The organism is Nonomuraea roseoviolacea subsp. carminata (genome assembly GCF_024172185.1).
In the GTDB taxonomy this organism is placed as follows: Bacteria; Actinomycetota; Actinomycetes; order Streptosporangiales; family Streptosporangiaceae; genus Nonomuraea; species Nonomuraea roseoviolacea.
In genome coordinates, this window is the sequence record NZ_JAMZEC010000001.1 from 9,306,477 (window position 1) to 9,324,383 (window position 17,907).

The 17,907-nt window shown below is 72.8% G+C and carries 20 protein-coding genes; 11 read left to right on the plus strand and 9 right to left on the minus strand.

Going from position 1 to position 17,907, the window contains the following annotated elements; all coding sequences use genetic code 11:
• Positions 1–56 precede the first annotated feature (56 nt).
• On the plus strand, positions 57–1,205 hold the full coding sequence (locus tag HD595_RS43385; RefSeq protein WP_253780114.1) for an FAD-dependent oxidoreductase: 1,149 nt from the start codon (positions 57–59) through the stop codon (positions 1,203–1,205).
• 15 nt (positions 1,206–1,220) lie between these two features.
• On the opposite strand, the gene HD595_RS43390 is transcribed toward HD595_RS43385, so the two are convergent.
• Positions 1,221–1,682, minus strand: coding sequence for a TetR/AcrR family transcriptional regulator (locus HD595_RS43390; RefSeq protein WP_253780116.1), 462 nt, complete (start codon positions 1,680–1,682; stop codon positions 1,221–1,223).
• 45 nt (positions 1,683–1,727) lie between these two features.
• Between HD595_RS43390 and HD595_RS43395 the strand changes: the two genes are divergently transcribed.
• Positions 1,728–2,567: a hypothetical protein gene (locus HD595_RS43395; protein ID WP_253780117.1), complete on the plus strand. Its 840-nt coding sequence runs from the start codon at positions 1,728–1,730 to the stop codon at positions 2,565–2,567.
• Positions 2,568–2,725: 158 nt separating this feature from the next.
• Here the strand turns inward: HD595_RS43395 and HD595_RS43400 are convergent, their stop codons facing one another.
• Positions 2,726–3,304 carry a hypothetical protein gene (locus tag HD595_RS43400; RefSeq protein ID WP_253780120.1) on the minus strand — a complete coding sequence of 193 codons (579 nt, stop codon included), beginning with the start codon at positions 3,302–3,304 and terminating at the stop codon, positions 2,726–2,728.
• Positions 3,305–3,954: 650 nt separating this feature from the next.
• Here HD595_RS43400 and HD595_RS43405 point away from each other — a divergent pair.
• Genes HD595_RS43405 through HD595_RS43415 form a run of 3 tightly spaced genes read left to right on the plus strand, consistent with a single transcriptional unit; the run spans position 3,955 to position 6,061 of the window.
• Positions 3,955–4,575: a TetR/AcrR family transcriptional regulator gene (locus tag HD595_RS43405; RefSeq protein WP_253780123.1), complete on the plus strand. Its 621-nt coding sequence runs from the start codon at positions 3,955–3,957 to the stop codon at positions 4,573–4,575.
• Positions 4,572–4,790, plus strand: a complete 219-nt coding sequence (locus tag HD595_RS43410) for a ferredoxin (protein WP_253780126.1) — start codon at positions 4,572–4,574, stop codon at positions 4,788–4,790. The genes HD595_RS43405 and HD595_RS43410 overlap by 4 nt, the downstream gene beginning before the upstream one ends.
• Complete coding sequence (locus HD595_RS43415) at positions 4,787–6,061, plus strand: cytochrome P450 (RefSeq protein WP_253780128.1); 1,275 nt, start codon at positions 4,787–4,789, stop codon at positions 6,059–6,061. The genes HD595_RS43410 and HD595_RS43415 overlap by 4 nt, the downstream gene beginning before the upstream one ends.
• A 49-nt stretch (positions 6,062–6,110) precedes the next feature.
• Here the strand turns inward: HD595_RS43415 and HD595_RS43420 are convergent, their stop codons facing one another.
• Positions 6,111–6,887, minus strand: coding sequence for an SDR family NAD(P)-dependent oxidoreductase (locus HD595_RS43420; RefSeq protein WP_253781461.1), 777 nt, complete (start codon positions 6,885–6,887; stop codon positions 6,111–6,113).
• A gap of 91 nt (positions 6,888–6,978) precedes the next feature.
• On the opposite strand from HD595_RS43420, the gene HD595_RS43425 reads away from it, so the two are divergent.
• Positions 6,979–7,641: a TMEM175 family protein gene (locus HD595_RS43425; protein WP_253780130.1), complete on the plus strand. Its 663-nt coding sequence runs from the start codon at positions 6,979–6,981 to the stop codon at positions 7,639–7,641.
• 9 nt (positions 7,642–7,650) lie between these two features.
• Here HD595_RS43425 and HD595_RS43430 read toward each other — a convergent pair whose 3' ends face one another.
• From HD595_RS43430 to HD595_RS43450, 5 genes are all read right to left on the minus strand, one after another.
• Positions 7,651–8,811 carry an ABC transporter ATP-binding protein gene (locus HD595_RS43430; RefSeq protein WP_253780132.1) on the minus strand — a complete coding sequence of 387 codons (1,161 nt, stop codon included), beginning with the start codon at positions 8,809–8,811 and terminating at the stop codon, positions 7,651–7,653.
• Positions 8,812–8,820: 9 nt separating this feature from the next.
• Positions 8,821–9,651: a carbohydrate ABC transporter permease gene (locus HD595_RS43435; RefSeq protein WP_253780134.1), complete on the minus strand. Its 831-nt coding sequence runs from the start codon at positions 9,649–9,651 to the stop codon at positions 8,821–8,823.
• On the minus strand, positions 9,651–10,547 hold the full coding sequence (locus HD595_RS43440; RefSeq protein WP_253780137.1) for a carbohydrate ABC transporter permease: 897 nt from the start codon (positions 10,545–10,547) through the stop codon (positions 9,651–9,653). The genes HD595_RS43435 and HD595_RS43440 overlap by 1 nt, the downstream gene beginning before the upstream one ends.
• Positions 10,544–11,803, minus strand: a complete 1,260-nt coding sequence (locus HD595_RS43445; protein ID WP_253780139.1) for an ABC transporter substrate-binding protein — start codon at positions 11,801–11,803, stop codon at positions 10,544–10,546. Before HD595_RS43445 ends, HD595_RS43440 begins: the two co-directional genes overlap by 4 nt.
• 75 nt (positions 11,804–11,878) lie before the next feature.
• Positions 11,879–12,370 carry a MarR family winged helix-turn-helix transcriptional regulator gene (locus tag HD595_RS43450; protein ID WP_253780142.1) on the minus strand — a complete coding sequence of 164 codons (492 nt, stop codon included), beginning with the start codon at positions 12,368–12,370 and terminating at the stop codon, positions 11,879–11,881.
• A gap of 69 nt (positions 12,371–12,439) precedes the next feature.
• Between HD595_RS43450 and HD595_RS43455 the strand changes: the two genes are divergently transcribed.
• The 5 genes from HD595_RS43455 to HD595_RS43475 all read left to right on the plus strand — a co-directional run bounded on the left by HD595_RS43455 (position 12,440) and on the right by HD595_RS43475 (position 17,167).
• On the plus strand, positions 12,440–13,216 hold the full coding sequence (locus HD595_RS43455) for an SDR family NAD(P)-dependent oxidoreductase (RefSeq protein ID WP_253780144.1): 777 nt from the start codon (positions 12,440–12,442) through the stop codon (positions 13,214–13,216).
• Positions 13,213–13,932 (plus strand): NAD(P)-dependent oxidoreductase, encoded by a 720-nt coding sequence (locus HD595_RS43460; RefSeq protein ID WP_253780146.1) that lies wholly within the window; start codon positions 13,213–13,215, stop codon positions 13,930–13,932. The genes HD595_RS43455 and HD595_RS43460 overlap by 4 nt, the downstream gene beginning before the upstream one ends.
• Positions 13,933–14,012: 80 nt before the next feature.
• A complete protein-coding gene (locus tag HD595_RS43465) occupies positions 14,013–15,848 on the plus strand; it encodes a DUF2264 domain-containing protein (RefSeq protein WP_253780147.1) in 1,836 nt (611 codons plus the stop codon).
• Between the two features lie 83 nt (positions 15,849–15,931).
• The gene (locus HD595_RS43470) at positions 15,932–16,888 is read left to right on the plus strand and encodes a helix-turn-helix transcriptional regulator (RefSeq protein ID WP_253780148.1); all 957 of its coding nucleotides are present in this window, start codon (positions 15,932–15,934) and stop codon (positions 16,886–16,888) included.
• A gap of 60 nt (positions 16,889–16,948) precedes the next feature.
• Entirely contained in the window at positions 16,949–17,167 is a 219-nt protein-coding gene (locus HD595_RS43475) for a cold-shock protein (RefSeq protein WP_253780149.1), read from the plus strand.
• A 14-nt stretch (positions 17,168–17,181) separates the two neighbouring features.
• Here HD595_RS43475 and HD595_RS43480 read toward each other — a convergent pair whose 3' ends face one another.
• On the minus strand, positions 17,182–17,850 hold the full coding sequence (locus HD595_RS43480; protein ID WP_253780150.1) for a restriction endonuclease: 669 nt from the start codon (positions 17,848–17,850) through the stop codon (positions 17,182–17,184).
• Positions 17,851–17,907 lie beyond the last annotated feature (57 nt).

The following is a 17,907-nucleotide window of genomic DNA, read 5'->3' on the forward strand; positions in this document are numbered from 1 at the left end:
GCGGGTAGCGTGCAAACGGTCGGGCGGGCAGGGCGTCGCCCCTACCGTCGCATGGTATGCGGACCGTGGATGTACTGGTCGTGGGTGCGGGGCTGGCCGGCCTGCACACAGCCCGTCTGCTGGCGCTACGGGGACTGGATGTGATGGTGGTCGACCGCCGCAGGTCGCTGTCGACTGGCATCCGCACGACGGGGATCTTCGTGCGTCGCACACTCGATGATTTCGACCTGCCGGACCACCTGCTGGGGCCTGGTGTCCGGGACGTGCTGCTCTATCCGCCGTCGCGGCGGGCACCGATCCGGCTCACCAGCGACCGGGACGAGTACCGCGTGGCCGACATGGCCGCGGTCTACGAGCACGCGCGTCGCGCGGCGGAGTCGGCCGGGGCACTGGTCGTCCTGGGCATACGGTATGTCGACTCGTCGATGGGTTTGGTGCGGTTCACGGGTGCGGAACCGGTGACGGCCCGGTTCATCGTCGGCGCGGACGGCGCCCGCTCCCGGGTGGCCCGTGATCTCGGCCTCGATGCCAACCGGAGCTTCCTCGTCGGCGCCGAGATCCTCCACTCCGTCGCGTCGGGCACGACCACCCCGGCGTTCCACTGCGTGCTGGACCCCCGGATCGCTCCCGGATACCTGGGGTGGGTCATCGACGACGGCCGGGACACGCATGTCGGCGTCGCGGGCTATCCCGACGCGATGCCCACCGGCGTCCGCCACCTGCTGGACGCCTTCGCCGCAGACGCGCCCGGCCGAGCGACGCCGACCGGTCCCGTCGGCCGTCGAGGCGGACCGATCCCGGTCGGCGGCGTGCTGCGACGGCTCGCCTGCCCGGCCGGGCTGCTCGTGGGAGATGCGGCGGGCGCGGTGTCGCCGCTGACGGCCGGTGGGCTGGATCCCTGCTTACGGATGTCCGAACTGGCCGCGGCGGTCACCGCCGTGTACCTGCGTACCGGCGACCCCCGCGCGTTGAGCCGGTATGACGGGTCTGCGTTGCGGACACGATTCCGCGGCCGGCTGCTGCTGCGCCGCCTGTTCGCCGGCATCCGGTCCCCCGCCGCGGCGGAGGCCGTGGTGAGCGCGCTCCGCAGCCGCGCCGGTCGTGCCCTGGCAGCGCGGATCCTGTTCGGCGACGGCTCGTTTCCCGACGTCAACCCACGACTCCGGCACGCCCGATCGGCGACCTCGCCGGACACCTCCGTGTGACGGGCCGCGACAGCGTCAGTCCTGAGCTCCGGTGTCAATGCCGTCGACGGTCAGGTCCGTCAGCGCCGCGATGGCCGCGGCGACGGTGGCACGCCCTCGGTTCAGCTCCGCGGCGATCGCCTCGGCCGCGCCCAGCACGCCGACGCAGCGGAGCCGGAGGGCTTCCCGCGTGAGCCCGGAGTACGGCCGCAGGGCGGTGACCATCAGGTCCGTGTAGCCGTCGAGCAACTCGCGCTCGATCTCCTCCATCTCCTGGCTCCCCTTGAGCGCGGCCGAGATGGCGGTCCACTCCGGCATGTCGGTGGCGCAGGCGAAGTAGGCGGCGCTCAGGACGCGGGCGATTTCGCGGGGGACGGCCGGGGCGTCACGCAGGGCCTCCTCCGCGGCGGCCCGGTGCCGCTCGTCGAGCCGCCGGTAGAGCGCGATCAGCAGGCCGGGGCGGGTGCCGAAGTGGTCGTAGACGATCGGCCTGCTCACTCCGGCGGCCTCCGCCAGGCTGAGCAGCGTGAGGCTGTCGGTGCCGTGGGCGCGCGAGGCGACCTCGGCCTCCAGGAGACCGAGGGCTACTCGGCGGTCGTGGCAACGGTGTGGGACAGCCACCTGAACGGACTGCGTTTCGCACAGGACCGCGGCCTGCCGTACGTCAGCATCTCCAGCGGCCTGGTCGACCTCGGACCCGAGGTGGTCGCCGCCGGCCTGCGAGCCGGCGCGGCGCCGATCCTGCTGGCCAGCCACTGGTACGCGGGGCTCGTCGTCCTCGCGGTGCTCGGCCTCGCCAAGGAGTTCGACCGGCTCGACACCATCGAGGTCAGCGGCGTGCTGGACGAACAGGACGGCGGCGGGCCCGCGGCCATGGCGGACATGGAACGCCTGCTGGCCGCCACCTCGGCGGGGCACGTCCGCCGCGACGGCGTCTTCCACTGGGTCAGCGGCCCCGACGCGGAGGTGGAGGTCACCGGCGTCGACGGCACCGTGCTGCCCGGCCAGATCGTCCCCATCCTCGACGTGCCGAGCCTGGCCCTCGCGACGGGCGCGCCCAACGTCCGCTTCGCGTTCGCGGTCGGTGAGTCGGTGGGCAGGCGGCGCGGCGGGCCCGCGTCCGCGGAGGTCAGGATCGACCTCGAAGGCGTGGACCGCGCGGGCGCGCCGCTCAGGATGAGCCGCTACCTCTTCCACCCGGAGGGGCAGCGCCCGCTGACGGCGCTCGGCGTCGCCCTCGGCGTCGAGCGACTGCTCGGCCTGCGCGGCGCCCCCGTGCCGCCCGGACTCCACACCCCCGAGGCGTTGATCGATCCCGGGTACGCGGCCGAGCGGATGGCGGAGATCGGCACCACCTTCGTCGGCGCGCACGGCGATCGTTGACAGACAAAATCTGGACGCAGCGAAGATGACAGTAGAAGCCGCTCCCGACCTGGACGGCCACTTCGATAGACGTCGAAGTATGGACGCTCGCGTTATCGAAGTTGACAGTAGTCGACCGAAGATCGTTCTTTTTAGCCCGCGCAGGGATCAGGTGACCTTTAGATAACCAGGGAGGGTGAGATGATGAACAATCCCGACCAATCGAGGCGAACGCCGCTTTCGGCTTCGACCACAGCTAGGCAGGCTGCGACGATGTCCACTGACGCATCCGCCTCCTCACTGTCATAGCACCTGTTGAAGAGACCGACATAGGCACTCAACGGTCCGAGAAGCTCGGTCCAGGGTGTGAAAGGTCCGGAGGCCGGCTCGGGACCTTCAAGGTCACCTTCGGCCTGTCCGTAACGGACGTGCATGCTGGTGTAGCCGTTGATGTCGAAGGCCACGTACCAGTGCCGGAAACCTTCGCCGCCCAGCCGGTCAGTCATCTGTCGGCGCTCGGGCACGGGGAAGACCCAATCCAGGGTGACGATGCCGGCACCGACCTGGTGAAGCGAGATGCTGTCGCCGGGGTGCGGCAGGTCGTCGGGGTCCTGCAGGTCGGTAGCGGTGTATCCCATGCGACGCACAGCGTCGTCGATGGTGAGGACGCCCGAGTCGGGAACCGTCACCGTGTAGGCCATGTCCTCACCGAACTGATCGAGCATGTCGGCGTAACGAGCAACAGCCTCATCCAACACGACTGACTGGCCTTTCCATGTGAAAGGAGCGTCCCCCAAGACCAGCAGGTGAGAAGGCTCAAAGGGTCTACTTTATCTTGAAACCGCACGGTGGTGGCGTACGGAGCTTAAGATCAACTGTTATGCCCGTGCTCGCTTCAAGGATGCCCGGACTGCTGCGGTGGTGTGCCAGGGACGAATACCTTCGCCGGCCAGGAGCAGCGCCGCCCCGGGCAGGTCGAGCTCTTCAGCGGTCCTGGGTGGCTGCAGGTGGTGGGGTGGTGCCAGAGCGTTCCGGCCCAGGGATCGTAGCGGCGTTGATCCATGAAGTAGCGCAGCGCGTCCAGCAGGGGGCCGGTGAAGCTGAGCTCGCCGACGATGAGCATCGCGGCCGCGCGGATCCGGCGGTGAGCGCGAGTTGGTCGCGGAGATGGCAGAACTCGTGGAAGGTCCACCACAGGTCGGTGTCAGTGTCGGCGGGGAGCATCTCCGGGGGCTGCGTTCGCCCAGTCCTGACGCCTCGACCATCATCGACGCCGGACATCCGTTCCGCAGTGCCATCTGATCCACCCATGACGCGAACGACTCGCCGAACGCCGGTGCCCCCACCAGCACCAGACGGCAGCGTCACAGCCCTTGACGCGTTAAATGAATGATCTTTTAATTCGTTCATGGGGCGCATCCCCGGGGTCACCGCCGCCGAGACTCGCGAGCGTCTGCTGCGCGCCGCCGCCGACGTGTTCGCCCGGCGCGGGTACGACGGCACGCGGGTGGCCGACATCGCCGCCGCCGCGGGCGTCAGCAACGGCGCCCTGTACGCGCACTTCGGCTCGAAGGCCGAGCTGCTCGTCGCGGCGCTGCGCGCGCACGGGCGGCGGCTGCTGGCCGACCTGCTCGCCGCCGACCCCGGCCGCTCGGTCACCGACGTGCTGCTGGTCGCCGGCCGGTCGCTGCCCCGCCGCCCCGACCCCGACGGTCATCTCATCGTCGAGGCGCTGGTCGCGGCCCACCGGGACGAGGAGGTCGCCCGGCCGATGCGCGACTACGTGGGCGAGCGCGCCGGCTGGCTCGCCGCCCTCGTCCGCGCCGCCCAGCACGGCGGCGAACTGGACCCCGCGCTGTCGCCGGACGCGCTCGCCCACTTCTGCCTCCTGCTGGCGATGGGCAGCGCGCTCGTCCCGCCGGACCTGCACACGGTCGGCGACGAGGAGTGGGCCGCGCTGCTCACCCGGGTCGTGACCGCGCTCGCCCCGCCCGACACCCATCGAGAAACCGAGGAGAGCACGCGGTGAACGTGCACATCGACTCCGGGCTCTGCCAGGGGCACGGCCGCTGTTACACGCTGGCCCCCGCCCTGTTCGAGGAGGACGACGAGGGTTACGGCCACGTGGTCGGCGACGGGGCCGTGCCGCCCGGCGAGGAACGCGCCGCGCGCCTGGCGGCGTCCAACTGTCCTGAGCGCGCCATCGGCCTGGACGAGGAGACTGGACGAGGAGACGTGACATGACGCTCGACGACCGTTTCGCCGAGGACTACCGCGAGCAGCGCGGCGACGCTCCGCTCCAGGGCACGCGCACCGAGCCCGTCGTCGGGCCCGTCTCCGACTGGGCGACCGACTTCTCCCACATGGAGCCGGAGTGGGCGGCCGACCCGTACCCCATCCAGGACGACCTGCGGCGGCGCTGCCCGATCGCCCGCACCGGCCGCTTCGGAGGCGGGTGGCTGCCGACCCGCTACGAGGACGTCGCGGCGATCGCCTACGACACCGAGCGCTTCTCCTCGCGCGCGGTCGTCATGAGCAACTTCCGGCCGCCCCGCGAGATCGCGCCGGTGGGCGGCGTGCCGCCGATCTCCTCCGACCCGCCGTTCCACCACGACGCGCGCAAGCTGCTGCTGCCCGCGTTCACCAGGACCGCGGTCTCCAGACGGGAGGCGGCGACGCGGGCGCTGTGCCACGAGCTGATCGACGCGCTGGAGGGGCGGGACGTCGTGGACGCCGCCCGCGACTACGCCCAGCACATCCCGGTACGCGTCATCACCGACATGCTGGGCTTCCCCGCCGACGACGGGCCGCGCTTCCGGGAGTTCATCGAGAACACCCTCGAAGGGGTCAACCTGCCCCCCGAGGAGCGCATCCGGCGGATGGACGAGGTGTTCGACTACCTGCTGCAGCAGATCCGCGACCACGTCGCCCGCCCGCGCGACGACCTGACGACGTACCTCATCGAGGCCGAGCTGCACGGCCGCAAGCTCGAACCCTCGCACGTGGCCGGGACGATCGCTCTGCTGCTCATCGCCGGGATCGACACCACCTGGAGCGCGATCGGCGCGTCGCTGTGGCACCTGGCCCGCACACCCGCCGACCGCGAGCGGCTGGTCGCCGAGCCGGAGCTGCTGCCGACCGCGATGGAGGAGTTCCTGCGGGCGTACGCGCCGGTCACGATGGCCCGCCTGGTCAAGCAGGACATGCGCTGGGGCGGCGTCGAGATGAGGGCCGACGACTGGGTGCTGCTGTCCTTCCCGGCGGCCAACCGTGACCCGGCGCAGTTCGAGCGGGCCGGCGAGGTGGTCATCGACCGCGAGGTCAACCGGCACGCCGCCTTCGGCCTCGGCATCCACCGCTGTCTGGGCTCCCACCTCGCCCGCATGGAGCTGCGGCTGGCGCTGGAGGTGTGGCTGGAGCGGATGCCGGTCTTCGAGCTGGCCGACCCGGCGGCGGTGAGCTGGGCGTCGGGTCAGGTCCGCGGCCCGCGCACGCTACCGCTGCGCGTCGGCTGAGCTCCCCGGCCGAGACGGTCCTCACGAGACGGTCCTCACGAGACGGCCCTCAGTGGACGGACAGGCCGCCGTCCACGAAGATCGACTGCCCGGTGACGTACGCGGAGCCGGGCCCGGCCAGGAACACCGCCGCCGCGGCGAAGTCCTCGGCCAGCCCGTTGCGGCCGACCATGGTGCGCGCGGCCAGCTCCGCCACCTTCCGGGGGTCGGCCGACAGCCGCGCGTTGAGCGGCGTCATCACGAACCCGGGCACGAGCGTGTTGCTGGTGACGCCGCGCGACGACCACGCCTCGGCCTGCGAGCGGGCCAGCGACTCCAGGCCGCCCTTGGAGACGCCGTAGACGCCGCTCTGCACGAACGCCCGGTGCGCCTGCTGCGAGCTGACGTGGATGATCCGTCCGTAGCCGCGCTCGGCCATGCCGGGGCCGAACCGCCGGCCGAGCAGGTGGGGCGCCTCCAGGTTGACCGCCATGGTGAGGTCCCAGACGTCGTCGGTCATCTCGTCCATGGGCGGGCGCAGGTTGATCCCGGCGCTGTTGACCAGTATGTCGGGCTCCCCGTAGACGGCGGCCGCCTCCTCGGCCGCGGCCCGGACGGCGTCGCGGGTGCTCAGGTCCGCGCTGACCCAGGCCGCGCGGCAGCCGTCGCCGGTGAGCTCCTCGACGGTGGCGGCCAGCTCCGGCTCGCGGCGCGCCACGATCACCACGCTCGCGCCGGCGCGGGCGAGGGCCCCGGCGATGGCCCGGCCGATGCCGGAGCTGCCGCCGGTCACGACGGCGACCCTGCCGTCGAGGGAGAAGAGCTGGGAGAGGTACGTCTGCGACATCACGCCCGCACTCTAGCCGCGCCGGGGTGCGGCGGACACGCCGCCCGGTGGCTCGCGTGCGTCGGCGTCGCGCGATCCCTGGTTACGCTCCGTGACGGGGGTGGGATCGTTGGGCGAGCCGGAGCCGGTGGCGGCGGGGATGACGCACGAGCGGGTGGGCGCGTTCGTCGACGCCGTGTTCGCCATCGCCATGACGCTGCTCGTCGTGGAGATCCACCGCCCGCCCGCCGGCGTGGTCGAGGGCGACGAGCCGCGCCTGGTCATGGCCGCCCGGCTGTGGGACTTCCTGAGCGGCAACTGGACCACGTGGCTGGCCTTCGTCATCGCGTTCCTCATCCTGTGGGGCGTCTGGCGGGAGCACCACCGCACCCTCGACCTGGTCACCCGCGTGTCGCCGCGGATCATGGCCAGGCACGTCCCGCTGCTCGTCGTCGTCGTGCTGCTGCCGTACGCCACGGGGCTCATCGGCGAGTCGGTGTCCAACCCGCTGACCGTCTGCGTGTTCGCCGCGGCGGTGGCGGCGCTGCTGTTCGCGCAGGCGGCGCTGTTGCGGGCGATCCTGCGCGACGACGTGCTGCGGCCGGGGACGGACGTGGCCGCGATGCGGGTGCAGGCGGCCACCCTCCTGACGGTCGGGGCGTTCTGGCTGCTCACGGCGGGCCTGACCTGGCTGGTGGAGGGGGTGCCGCTGCTGTGGCTGCTCTCCCCGGTCGTCGGTGCGGTCTCGGCACGCCGTCTCACCGCCCGGGCGTGAGGCCGGCGGTCAGCGTTCGGTGAGGTTCTCGCCGGTCTCCGGGTGGAACAGGTGGACGGCCTGCGTGTCGTACCAGAGCCGCACCGGCTGTCCCCGGCGCGCCCCCGACTTCGGGTCGAGCTGCGCCACGAGCTGGCACCCCTCCCCCGCCTCCTCCTCCCCGCCCGCCTCGGTCAGGTGCTCCGAGCGGACGGCGCCGGTGTCGAGGGTGAAGTACGCGAGCTTCTCCGGCCCCATCGACTCCAGCAGGTCCACGGTCCCGGTGAACGTGCCGCCCCCGTCCGCGTCGTGCACCAGGGCGGCGTCCTCGAACGACTCCGGCCGGATGCCGGCGATGACGTCGCGCGGCACGTCCGGGCCCTCGACCGCGCGCCTCAGCCGGCCGCGCAGCGGGATGTCGCCGATGGGCGTGCGCAGCCGGCCCTCCTCCAGCCGCGCGGGCAGGACGTTCATCGACGGCGAGCCGATGAAGCCGGCCACGAACAGGTTGCGCGGATGGTCGTAGAGCTCCTGCGGCGGGCCGATCTGCTGGATCAGCCCGGCCCGCATGATGACGATCCGGTCGCCGAGGGTCATCGCCTCGGTCTGGTCGTGGGTGACGTACACGGTGGTGGTGCCGAGGTTCTTCTGCAGCCGCGAGATGGAGGTGCGCATCTGCACGCGCAGCTTGGCGTCGAGGTTGGACAGCGGCTCGTCCATGAGGAACGCCTTGGGGTCGCGGACGATGGCGCGGCCCATCGCCACGCGCTGCCGCTGGCCGCCGGACAGGGCGGCGGGCTTGCGGTCGAGGTACGGGGCGAGGTCGAGCAGCCCGGCGGCCCGCTCCACCCGCTCCTCCATCTCCGCCCGGCCCATCTTGGCCAGCTTGAGCGGAAAGGCGATGTTCTCGCGGACCGTCATGTGCGGGTAGAGCGCGTAGGACTGGAAGACCATCGCCATGTCGCGGTCGCGCGGCGCCCGCTCGTTCATGCGCCGGCCGTCGACGCGCAGCTCCCCCTCGGTGATGTCCTCCAGGCCCGCGATCATGTTGAGGGTGGTGGACTTGCCGCAGCCGGACGGGCCGACGAGGATCACGAACTCGTGGTCGGCGATGCGGACGTCGAAGTCGTCGACGGCCACGGTCCCGTCGGCGTACCTCTTGGTGACGTGGTCGAGCACGATCTCAGCCATGGCGTGGCGTCATCCCTTCACCGCCCCGGAGGTGAGCCCGGCGACGATCCGCCGCTGGAAGAACAGCACGAAGATCACGATGGGGATGGTGATGACCACGGCCGCCGCCGAGATCGAGCCCGTCGGGTCCTCGAACTGGGTGCTGCCGGTGAAGAAGGAGATCGTGGCCGGGGCTGTCCTGGCCGCGTTGGAGGAGGTGAGGGAGATCGCGAACAGGAAGTCGTTCCAGCAGAAGATGAACGCGAGGATCGCGGTCGTCACCATGCCGGGTGCCGCGAGCGGCACGATGACCTGCCAGAACGCCTGGAACGGCGTCGCGCCGTCCATCTTGGCGGCCTTCTCCAGCTCCCACGGGATCTCGCGGAAGAACGCCGACAGCGTGTAGATCGTCAGGGGCAGCGCGAACGTGATGTACGGCAGGATCAGTCCCGCCCAGGTGTTGAACAGGCCGAGCGCCCGCTCGATCTGGAACAGCGGGCTGACCAGCGAGATCTGCGGGAACATCGCGATCAGCAGCGACACGCCGATGAGCAGCCGCTTGCCCGGGAAGGTGAGCCGGGCCACGGCGTAGGCCGCCATGGTGCCGAACACGATCGCGACGAACGTCGAGATGAGCCCGATCCCGATGGAGTTGACCAGGCCGCGGACGAAGTCGGCGTTGGTGAAGATGCCGGCGTAGTTGCCGAGCGTCCACTTGCGCGGGATGAACGAGCCGTCGGTGAACGTGCTGGGGTCCTTGAACGACAGCGACGCGATCCACAGCACCGGCACCATCGCGTACAGCACGACCACGACGTTGGCGACGGTCCAGCCGGAGACGCTCCGGCGGCCGGCCTCCATCACCGCTCGCTTCCGGGCGCGGCCGTGCCGAACCCCAGGATGAAGACCACCGCGATGATCGCGACGGTGACGAGGATGAGCACGGACATGGTCGAGCCGATGCCGAGGTTCAGGCCGCCGATGAGGTTGTGGTAGGCGCTGATCGAGACCGAGCCGGTGCCCTGGGAGCCGTTCGTCAGCACGTAGATGTTGTCGAAGATGCGGAACGCGTCGAGGGTGCGGAACAGCAGCGCGACGAGGATCGCCGGCTTCATCAGCGGCAGCGTCACCCGCGTGAACCGCTGCCAGAGGGTCGCCCCGTCCACCGACGCGGCCCGCATCAGCTCCTCGGGCACCACGGCCAGGCCGGCCATGAGCAGCAGCGCCATGAACGGGGTCGTCTTCCACACCTCCGCCAGGATGATGATCGCGATGGCGGGGCCGCGCTCGGTCAGCGGCGCCGAGCCCTCCGGCAGCAGGCCGGCCAGCCAGCCGGTGCCGGGCGTCCAGGCGTACTTCCAGCCGTAGGCGGCGGCGACCGTGACGATCCCGTACGGGATGAGCACGACCGTGCGGATCAGGCCGCGGCCGACGATCGCCCGGTACATCGCGAAGGCCAGCAGCATGCCCAGCACCAGCTCGATCGCGACGCTGACGACGGTGATGAGCAGCGTCACCCAGAAGGCGTTCCACCACACCTCGCTGGTGAGCACGGTGGCGTAGTTCGACAGCCCGATCCACGCCTTGTCCTCGGGGAAGCGCAGGTCGTAGCGCTGGAGCGACAGCAGCACCGAGTAGACGATCGGCCAGCCGGTGACCACCACCATGACGATCGCGGCCGGGGCGCACAGCCACAGCCCCAGCCGCCGCTCGGCCCGCTGCCCCTCGGTGAGCGCCCGGCCCTTCCCGCGGTTCACGGCAGGACCCCCTGGCTGCGCAGGGCGAGGGCGATCTGCTCGCGCAGCCTGGCCAGCGTGACGGGCGGGACGATGGAGGCGGGCGGCGACAGCGCCGCCGAGATCGTCGTGGAGACGTTCTGGTAGGTGGGCGTCTTCGGTCGCGGCGCGGCCGTCTTGAGCGCGTCGAGGATGGCCTGGCGCATCGGGTACGGCCCGGCCATGGCCGGGTCCCGGTACACCGCCTCGATGGTGGGCGGCAGGCCGTCCCGGACGGCGGCGGTGCGCTGGCTGACCGGGTCGCGCAGGCACAGCGCCGCCTGGAACGCCTGCTCGGGATGCGCGGAGTACGAGCTGACCGCGAAGTTGGCGCCGCCCAGCGGCGAGGCGCCCGGGCCGTGGATGCCGGGGTAGGGCGCCCACTTGAAGTGCGGCAGCAGGTCGGGCTTGTTGGCCGCCATCGACGCGTAGACGAACGGCCAGTTGACCTCGAACGCGGCCCTGCCGCCCTCCATGGCCAGCCGCGCCGAGTCCTCCTGGGTGTTGGGCAGCGACGGGTCGGCCGCCTTGGAGCGGGCGTAGTCGCGCATCACCGTGAGCGCCTCCAGGGCGGGCGGGCCGAGCGCCACGCGGGTGCCGCCGAGCTGCAGGATGCGCCCGCCGGCGGAGGCGACGACGCTGTTGAACCAGACGACCAGGCCCTCGTACTGGGCGCCGGTCACCTCCCCGTAGTGCGGCAGGCCGCGCGCCGCGAGGCCGGCGGCGACGGCCGCCATCTCGCCCCAGGTGCGCGGCGGGCGCGGCACCAGGTCGGAGCGGTACCACAGGAGCTGCACGTTGGTGTTGTACGGCGCCGCGTAGAGCCTGCCGCGCCAGGTGGCGGTGTCGAGGGGCTTGGCCAGCGTGCCCGCGCGGGCCTGCTTGGCGTGCTCGCCGGTCCACTCGCGGATCCAGCGGGCCTCGGCCAGCTCGGCGGTCCAGGTGACGTCGAGGCCGAGCACGTCCAGGCCGGGATCGGCGGCGGCCAGGCGGCGCACGAGCTGCTCGCGCTGGCCGTCGGCGTCGCGCGGGAGGGTGTTGAGCACGATCCGGTAGCGGCCCCCGGCCTCGGTGTTGCAGCGGGCGACGATGGCGGCGAGGTTCTCCTGGGGCGAGTTGTAGAGGTTGATGAGCGGGACGCCTGCCTGGCCGCCCGTGGCGCAGGCGGCGGGCAGGAGCGCGATCCCGGCCGCCAGCGCGGCCGCGGCCCCCCGTCTCCTCCTCGCCGCACGGCTCACGTCACAGGCTTACCCGTCCTACCTGTGCATATCACCATGAGTAGTCAATCGCCTGCCGCAGGCGCGCGGGCGCGGTCAGCGGGGCGGCGCGGACGTCTGCCGGTAGCCGGGGTGGACGCCGGGGGTCAGGTTCTGCTGGGCGGCGATGGCCTCCAGCAGCGCGGCGAGCTGGTTGCGCTGGTCCTCGTCGAGCGCGGCGCAGATGTCGTCCTCGTGCGCGGCCCCGAGGGTGCGCATCGCGGCCATCACCCGGCCGCCCTCCTCGGTGAGGTGCAGCTCGTGGTTGCGGCGGTCGCGAGGACTGCGCCGCCGCTCGACCAGGCCCTTGCGTTCGAGGCCGTCCACGAGCGCGACCACGCGGCTCGGCACGACGCCCAGCTCCGCGGCCAGCGACTGCTGGCTGCGGCCCGGCTGGAGGGCGATCATGCGCAGCAGCCCGATGTCGGACGGCGCGACCCCCAGCTCGCCCACCCGCTCGGCGAAGCGTGCCGCCGCGTGGGCGCCCACCTGGGACAGCAGGAACGCGGTGCCTCTCGGCCGGCCCGGCGGGGCGAAGTCCGTACTCATGAGGCGATGGTAGCGTCGTCCAATAGTTCTGTGCTATGAATGATTCAGTCAAGAGAACGGAGTTCGTCGATGTCCCCCGGAACGCAACCCCGCTATCCCGACCTCGCGGGCAAGGTCGCCCTCGTCACGGGCGGCTCCAAGGGCATCGGCGCGGCCACCTGCCGCGCCCTGGCCGCCAACGGCGCCCGCGTCGCCGTCAACGGCCGCGACCCGGCCGCCGTCGAGGCGCTCGTCCGCGCGATCGAGGAGGCCGGCGGCACGGCCGTGGCCGCGCCCGGCGACGCCACCGACGAGGACGCGCTGCGCCGCGTGCGCGAGACGGCCGAGCGGGCCTTCGGGCCGGTCGAGCTGCTCGCCGCGTTCACCGGCGGCAAGGGCGCGCCCGCGCCCGTCGTCGGGCTGGGACCCGAGCGGTGGCGCGAGGTGATCGAGACCGACCTCACGTCGGTCTACCTGGCGCTCCACACGTTCCTGCCGGCCATGTACGAGCGCGGCGCGGGAGCCGTCGTCACCATGTCCTCCTCGGCCGGGCGCGGCCCGAGCGGCGCCAACGCCGCCTACGCCGCGGCCAAGGCCGGCGTGTCGATGCTGACCACGCACCTCGCCGCCGAGCTCGGCCGCCACGGCGTGCGCGTCAACTGCCTCGCGCCGTCGGCGGTGCTCGTCGAGCGGATGCGGCAGGCGATGCCGCCGGAACGGCTCGCCGAGATGGCGGCCTCGTACCCGCTCGGCCGGGCCGGCAGCCCGGAGGACGTCGCGCAGGCCGCGCTCTACCTGCTGTCGGACGCGTCGTCCTGGGTCACGGGGACCACCCTCGACCTGACCGGCGGGCGCGGCGCGGCATGAGACTGCTGATCTTCGGCGGCACCGGCCCCACCGGCGCCCGGCTGATCGAGCAGGCGCTCGACGCCGGGCACCACGTCACCGCCGTCGCCCGCGACCCCGCCCGCCTTCCCGTCACCGCCGGTGTCACCCACGGCACCGCCCGCCTTCCCTCGGCCCACGACCCCGCCACCCGCGACCCCGCCCGCCCCGCCGGCGCCGGGCACGACCGGCTGACCGCCGTCAGCGGCGACGTCCTGCGGCCCGGCGCCTGGCAGGACGCCGTCGCCGGGCAGGACGCCGTGGTGTCCTGCCTCGGGACCCGCGACCGCCGCCACCCGACCACCGTCTACTCGCGCGGCACGGGCACGATCGTCTCCGCCATGCGCACCGCCGGCGTCCGGCGCCTGGTGTGCCTGTCGTCGGCCGGTCTCGACATCCCGCCCGGCACGCCGCTCGCGCAGCGGCTCGTCACGCGCCTCGTGGTGCAGCGCCTGTACCGGCACGCGTACGCGGACATGGCCGTCATGGAGCGGCTGGTGGCGGAGTCCGGGCTGGACTGGACCGTGGTCCGGCCGCCGATGCTCACCGACGGGCCGCTCACCGGGCGGTACCGCACGGCGGCGGGAACGCACCTGGAGCGGGGGTCCAGGATCTCCCGCGCCGACCTCGCCCACTACCTGCTGCACCACCTCGACGACCGCGACGCCTGGGGGCGCGTCGTCGAGATCTCGGCCTGACCTGGGCCTTGACGGGCGGGGTGCGGCGTCCCTAGGGTCTCCTGAAGGCGGAAAGCGCTTACCTAGCCTGAGGGGGCACCGTGGGATCCCGCGAACACTGGGTGTCGGTCGCCGACCGGCTGCTGGACGCCGTGGTCCCGTACGCCACCCCCGGCTTCGCCCAGTACCGGCTGCCCGGACGCGCCAGCGCCTCCGGCCCCGACTCCGACGGCCTGGAGGGGTTCGCGCGCACGTTCCTGCTCGCCGCCTTCCGCGCCGCCGGCGACCCCGGCGCCGCGCCCGGCGGGCTGCTGGAGAGGTACGCCGAGGGCCTGACCCACGGCACCGACCCGGGCCACGAGCACGCCTGGCAGCCCATCGCCGACGGCCACCAGACGATCGTGGAGGCCGCCTCGATCGCGCTGGCCCTGCACGAGACGCGGGAGCTGCTGTTCGACCGGCTCGACCCGGCCGTGCGCGAGCGCGTGGTCGCCTGGCTGGGCGGGATCGTCGGCAAGCGCGCCTGGCCGTGCAACTGGGTGCTGTTCAAGGTGATCGTGGAGCAGTTCCTGGCCAACGTCGGCGGGCCCCACGATCCCGCCGAGATCGAGCGGCACCTCGCCGACGTCGAGGGCTGGTACGTCGGCGACGGCTGGTACACCGACGGCGCGGGCCAGAACTACGACTACTACTGCGGCTGGGCCATGCACCTGTACACGCTGTGGTGGACGCGGATGTCCGGCGCCGATCCGGGCGTCTACCGGGAGCGGCTGCGCGCGTTCCTGGAGTCCTACCGGCACCTGTTCGCGCCCGACGGCGCGCCGATGCACCAGGGCCGGTCGCTGACGTACCGGATGGCGGCCGTGGCGCCGCTCTGGCTCGGCGCGATCTTCGACGCCACGCCCCTGTCGCCGGGCGCGACCCGGCTGCTGGCCGGCCGCACCCTCACCCACTTCGAACGGCACGGCGTGCCCGACGCGGACGGGCTGCTGAGCCTCGGCTGGCACCGGCCGTTCCTGCCGGTCACACAGGCGTACTCGGGGCCCGCCTCGCCGTACTGGGCCGCCAAGGGCTTCATCGGCCTGCTGCTCGGCCCCGGCCACCCGGTGTGGACCGAGCCCGCCGACTCCGCCGACGATTCCGGCGACCGGGAGGACCTGACGGTGGCGATGCCCGCGCCCGGCTGGCTGCTGCACCGCTCCGGCGGCGTCGTGCGGCTGCTCAACCACGGCAGCGACGGCAACGACCGCGACAGCTCAGGCGACGACCCCCACTACGTCAAGCTCGCCTACTCCACCCACACCGCACCCGAGACCGGACCCGAGGGCCGGGCCGCCGGCCTCGACAACAGCCTCACCGTCATCCGCCCCGACGGGAGCACCACCCGGCGCCGGCGCATCGACCGGCTAATGGTCGTGGACCGGCTCGCCGCCTCCCGCTACTTCGACGGCGAGGTCGTGGTCGAGACGGCGTCCGTGGTGGACGGGCCGTGGGAGGTGCGCGTCCACCGGGTCGCCGCCCCCGAGGGCAGCCACGTCCGCGACGGCGGCCACGCCCTGGCGGGCGACGAGCCGTGCGGCACCCGGCTCGACGGCCTGGAGTCCCGCGTCTCCTCGGGCGCGCTGGTCAGCTCCATCACCGGCCTGCACGGCTGGTACGGGGCGCGGGTCGAGGCCCGTACCGGCGAGAACGCCTTCGGGGAGCACTCGGCGACGCCGTACCTGGTGGGCGAGCACCCGGGCGGGCGGGCGCTGTTCGCGTCGGCGGTGCTGCTGGGATGGGTCGAGCCGGCCACGCCGCCGCCCGCGGTGGAGCCGGTGGGCGACGGCTTCACCTGGAAGGACGCCGACGGCGGCCGGATCGAGGTGCGGCTCGGCCGCACGCCGGGGTACGTGCGCGAGCACCCCTCGGGCGAGCGCGTCACCTGGACCGGCTGACCCGCGCCGCCCGTTCGCCGGGAAAGGACGAACAGGGCGCATTGCGGACGGGCCCTGTCCGCTTTACCTGCCATCCTCGGGCCATGGCCAGTACGCCGTCCCGCATGATCCGCCTGCTGTCCCTGCTGCAGACCTGCCGTGGCTGGCCGGGCCCCGAGCTGGCCGCCCGGCTGGGCGTGAGCCCGCGCACGCTGCGCCGCGACATCGACCGGCTGCGCGAGCTCGGCTACCCGGTGCGGGCCGCCCCCGGCATGGGCGGCGGCTACCGGCTGGAGGCCGGCACGGCGATGCCGCCCCTGGTGCTCGACGACGAGGAGGCGGTCGCGATCGCGATCAGCCTGCGCACGGCCGCGGGCGGCACGGTGGCCGGCATCGAGGAGACGTCGGTGCGCGCCCTGGCCAAGCTGGAGCAGGTGCTGCCCGGCCACCTGCGGCGCCGGGTGAGCGCGTTGCAGGGCTACACGGTGCCGCTGACCTCCCAGGGCCCGGCCGCCGACCCCGAGGTGCTGACCGTGATCGCCCAGGCGTGCCGCGACCGCGAGCGGCTGAAGTTCGCCTACCGCAAGCGCGACGGGGAGGACGGCACGCGGCTGGTGGAGCCGTACCGGCTGGTCCATCTGGCCCGCAAGTGGTACCTCGTGGCCTGGGACGTCAACCGCGACGACTGGCGGACCTTCCGCGCCGACCGGCTGACCTCGCCGGCGCCGGCCGGGCAGCGGTTCCGCCCGCGCGAGCTGCCCGCGCCGGACATCGCCCGCTACGTCGCCGAGTCGGTCACCTCCTCGCTGGCCCGCCACCGGGCGGTGGTGACGCTGCACGCGCCGTTCGCCCGGGTGGCCGAGCGGCTGCGCCCGCAGGACGGGGTGCTGACGGTGGTGGACGAGCGCACGTGCCGGCTGCACACGGCGGCCGACTCGCTGCAGTGGCTGGCGCTCACGCTCGGCATGTTCGACGTGGACTTCGAGGTCCACGAGCCGCCGGAGCTGATCGCCTACATCCGCACCCTGACCTCCCGCCTGTCGAGGGCGACCCCCGCCTAGCACGCCGTCATCCGCCTTATCGGCTGGCGCGTGGCCCGCCGGGTTTGCCACTGTGAGGCCATGACACGGGGAATCGTGAAGTTCTGGAAGGCCGAGAAGGGCTGGGGCGCGATCTCCTCCGCCGCCCTGCCGCCGGGCCGCGACGCGTTCGGCCACTTCAGCGAGGTCGTCGCCACCGGCTACCGGGCGCTGGAGGAGGGGGACGAGGTCGAGTTCGACGTGGTCGAGCAGAAGCAGGACAGTTTCGACTACGTGGCGGTCAACATCCGCAGGCTGTGACGGGCCCGCGCCGTTCAGGTGGCGGGCTCCTCGCCCTCGACGAGCCGCGGGGCGGGGCCGGCAGGCAGCGGCGAGTACGTCCCGAGCAGCCAGTCCGCGAGCAGGTCGCGCTCGATCACGATCAGCGGCTCACGGGCGCCCAGCGCCTCCTGCCGGGCCTGCCGGGTGAGGCGGCCGGACGTGACGAGCACACCGGTGTGGCCGGCGAAGGTGTTGGCGAGCGCGCCGAGGAAGTTCCGCACCTCGGGGGCGCCGACCGACTTGCTGTAGCGCTTGCACTGGACGGCGTACCGCCCGTGGCCGGGGGCGACGGCCGTGATGTCGACGCCGCGGTCCCCGCCGCCTCCCCGCTCCCGCACCTGGCGGAACCCGTCGGCGCTCATGCGCTCGGCGACCAGGTGCTCGAACTGGGTGCCGGTCATCCGGTCCACCTTCTCCAACTGGGCGTTCCCGGCCAGGAACCGTAACCGGGCCGCCTGGATGGCGCGGTGCCGCAGCACGAGACCGCCCACGACCAGCACGACCAGCAGGCAGGCGATCGCCGCCGCCCACCCCGGATGGGCGCGCGCGAACTCCGCCACGAGCGCCCCCACGGCGAGCACGCCGACGAGCGCCAGGAACCACCGGTCGCCGTTGCCGCGCGACGCGCGCCGGCCCTTCCCACGTCCGGATCCCCTCGCCATGGGTCCCTCCTGTCCTCGACGGGTGGACGGTGTCACGGTGAGTGTGAACGCGGGGTA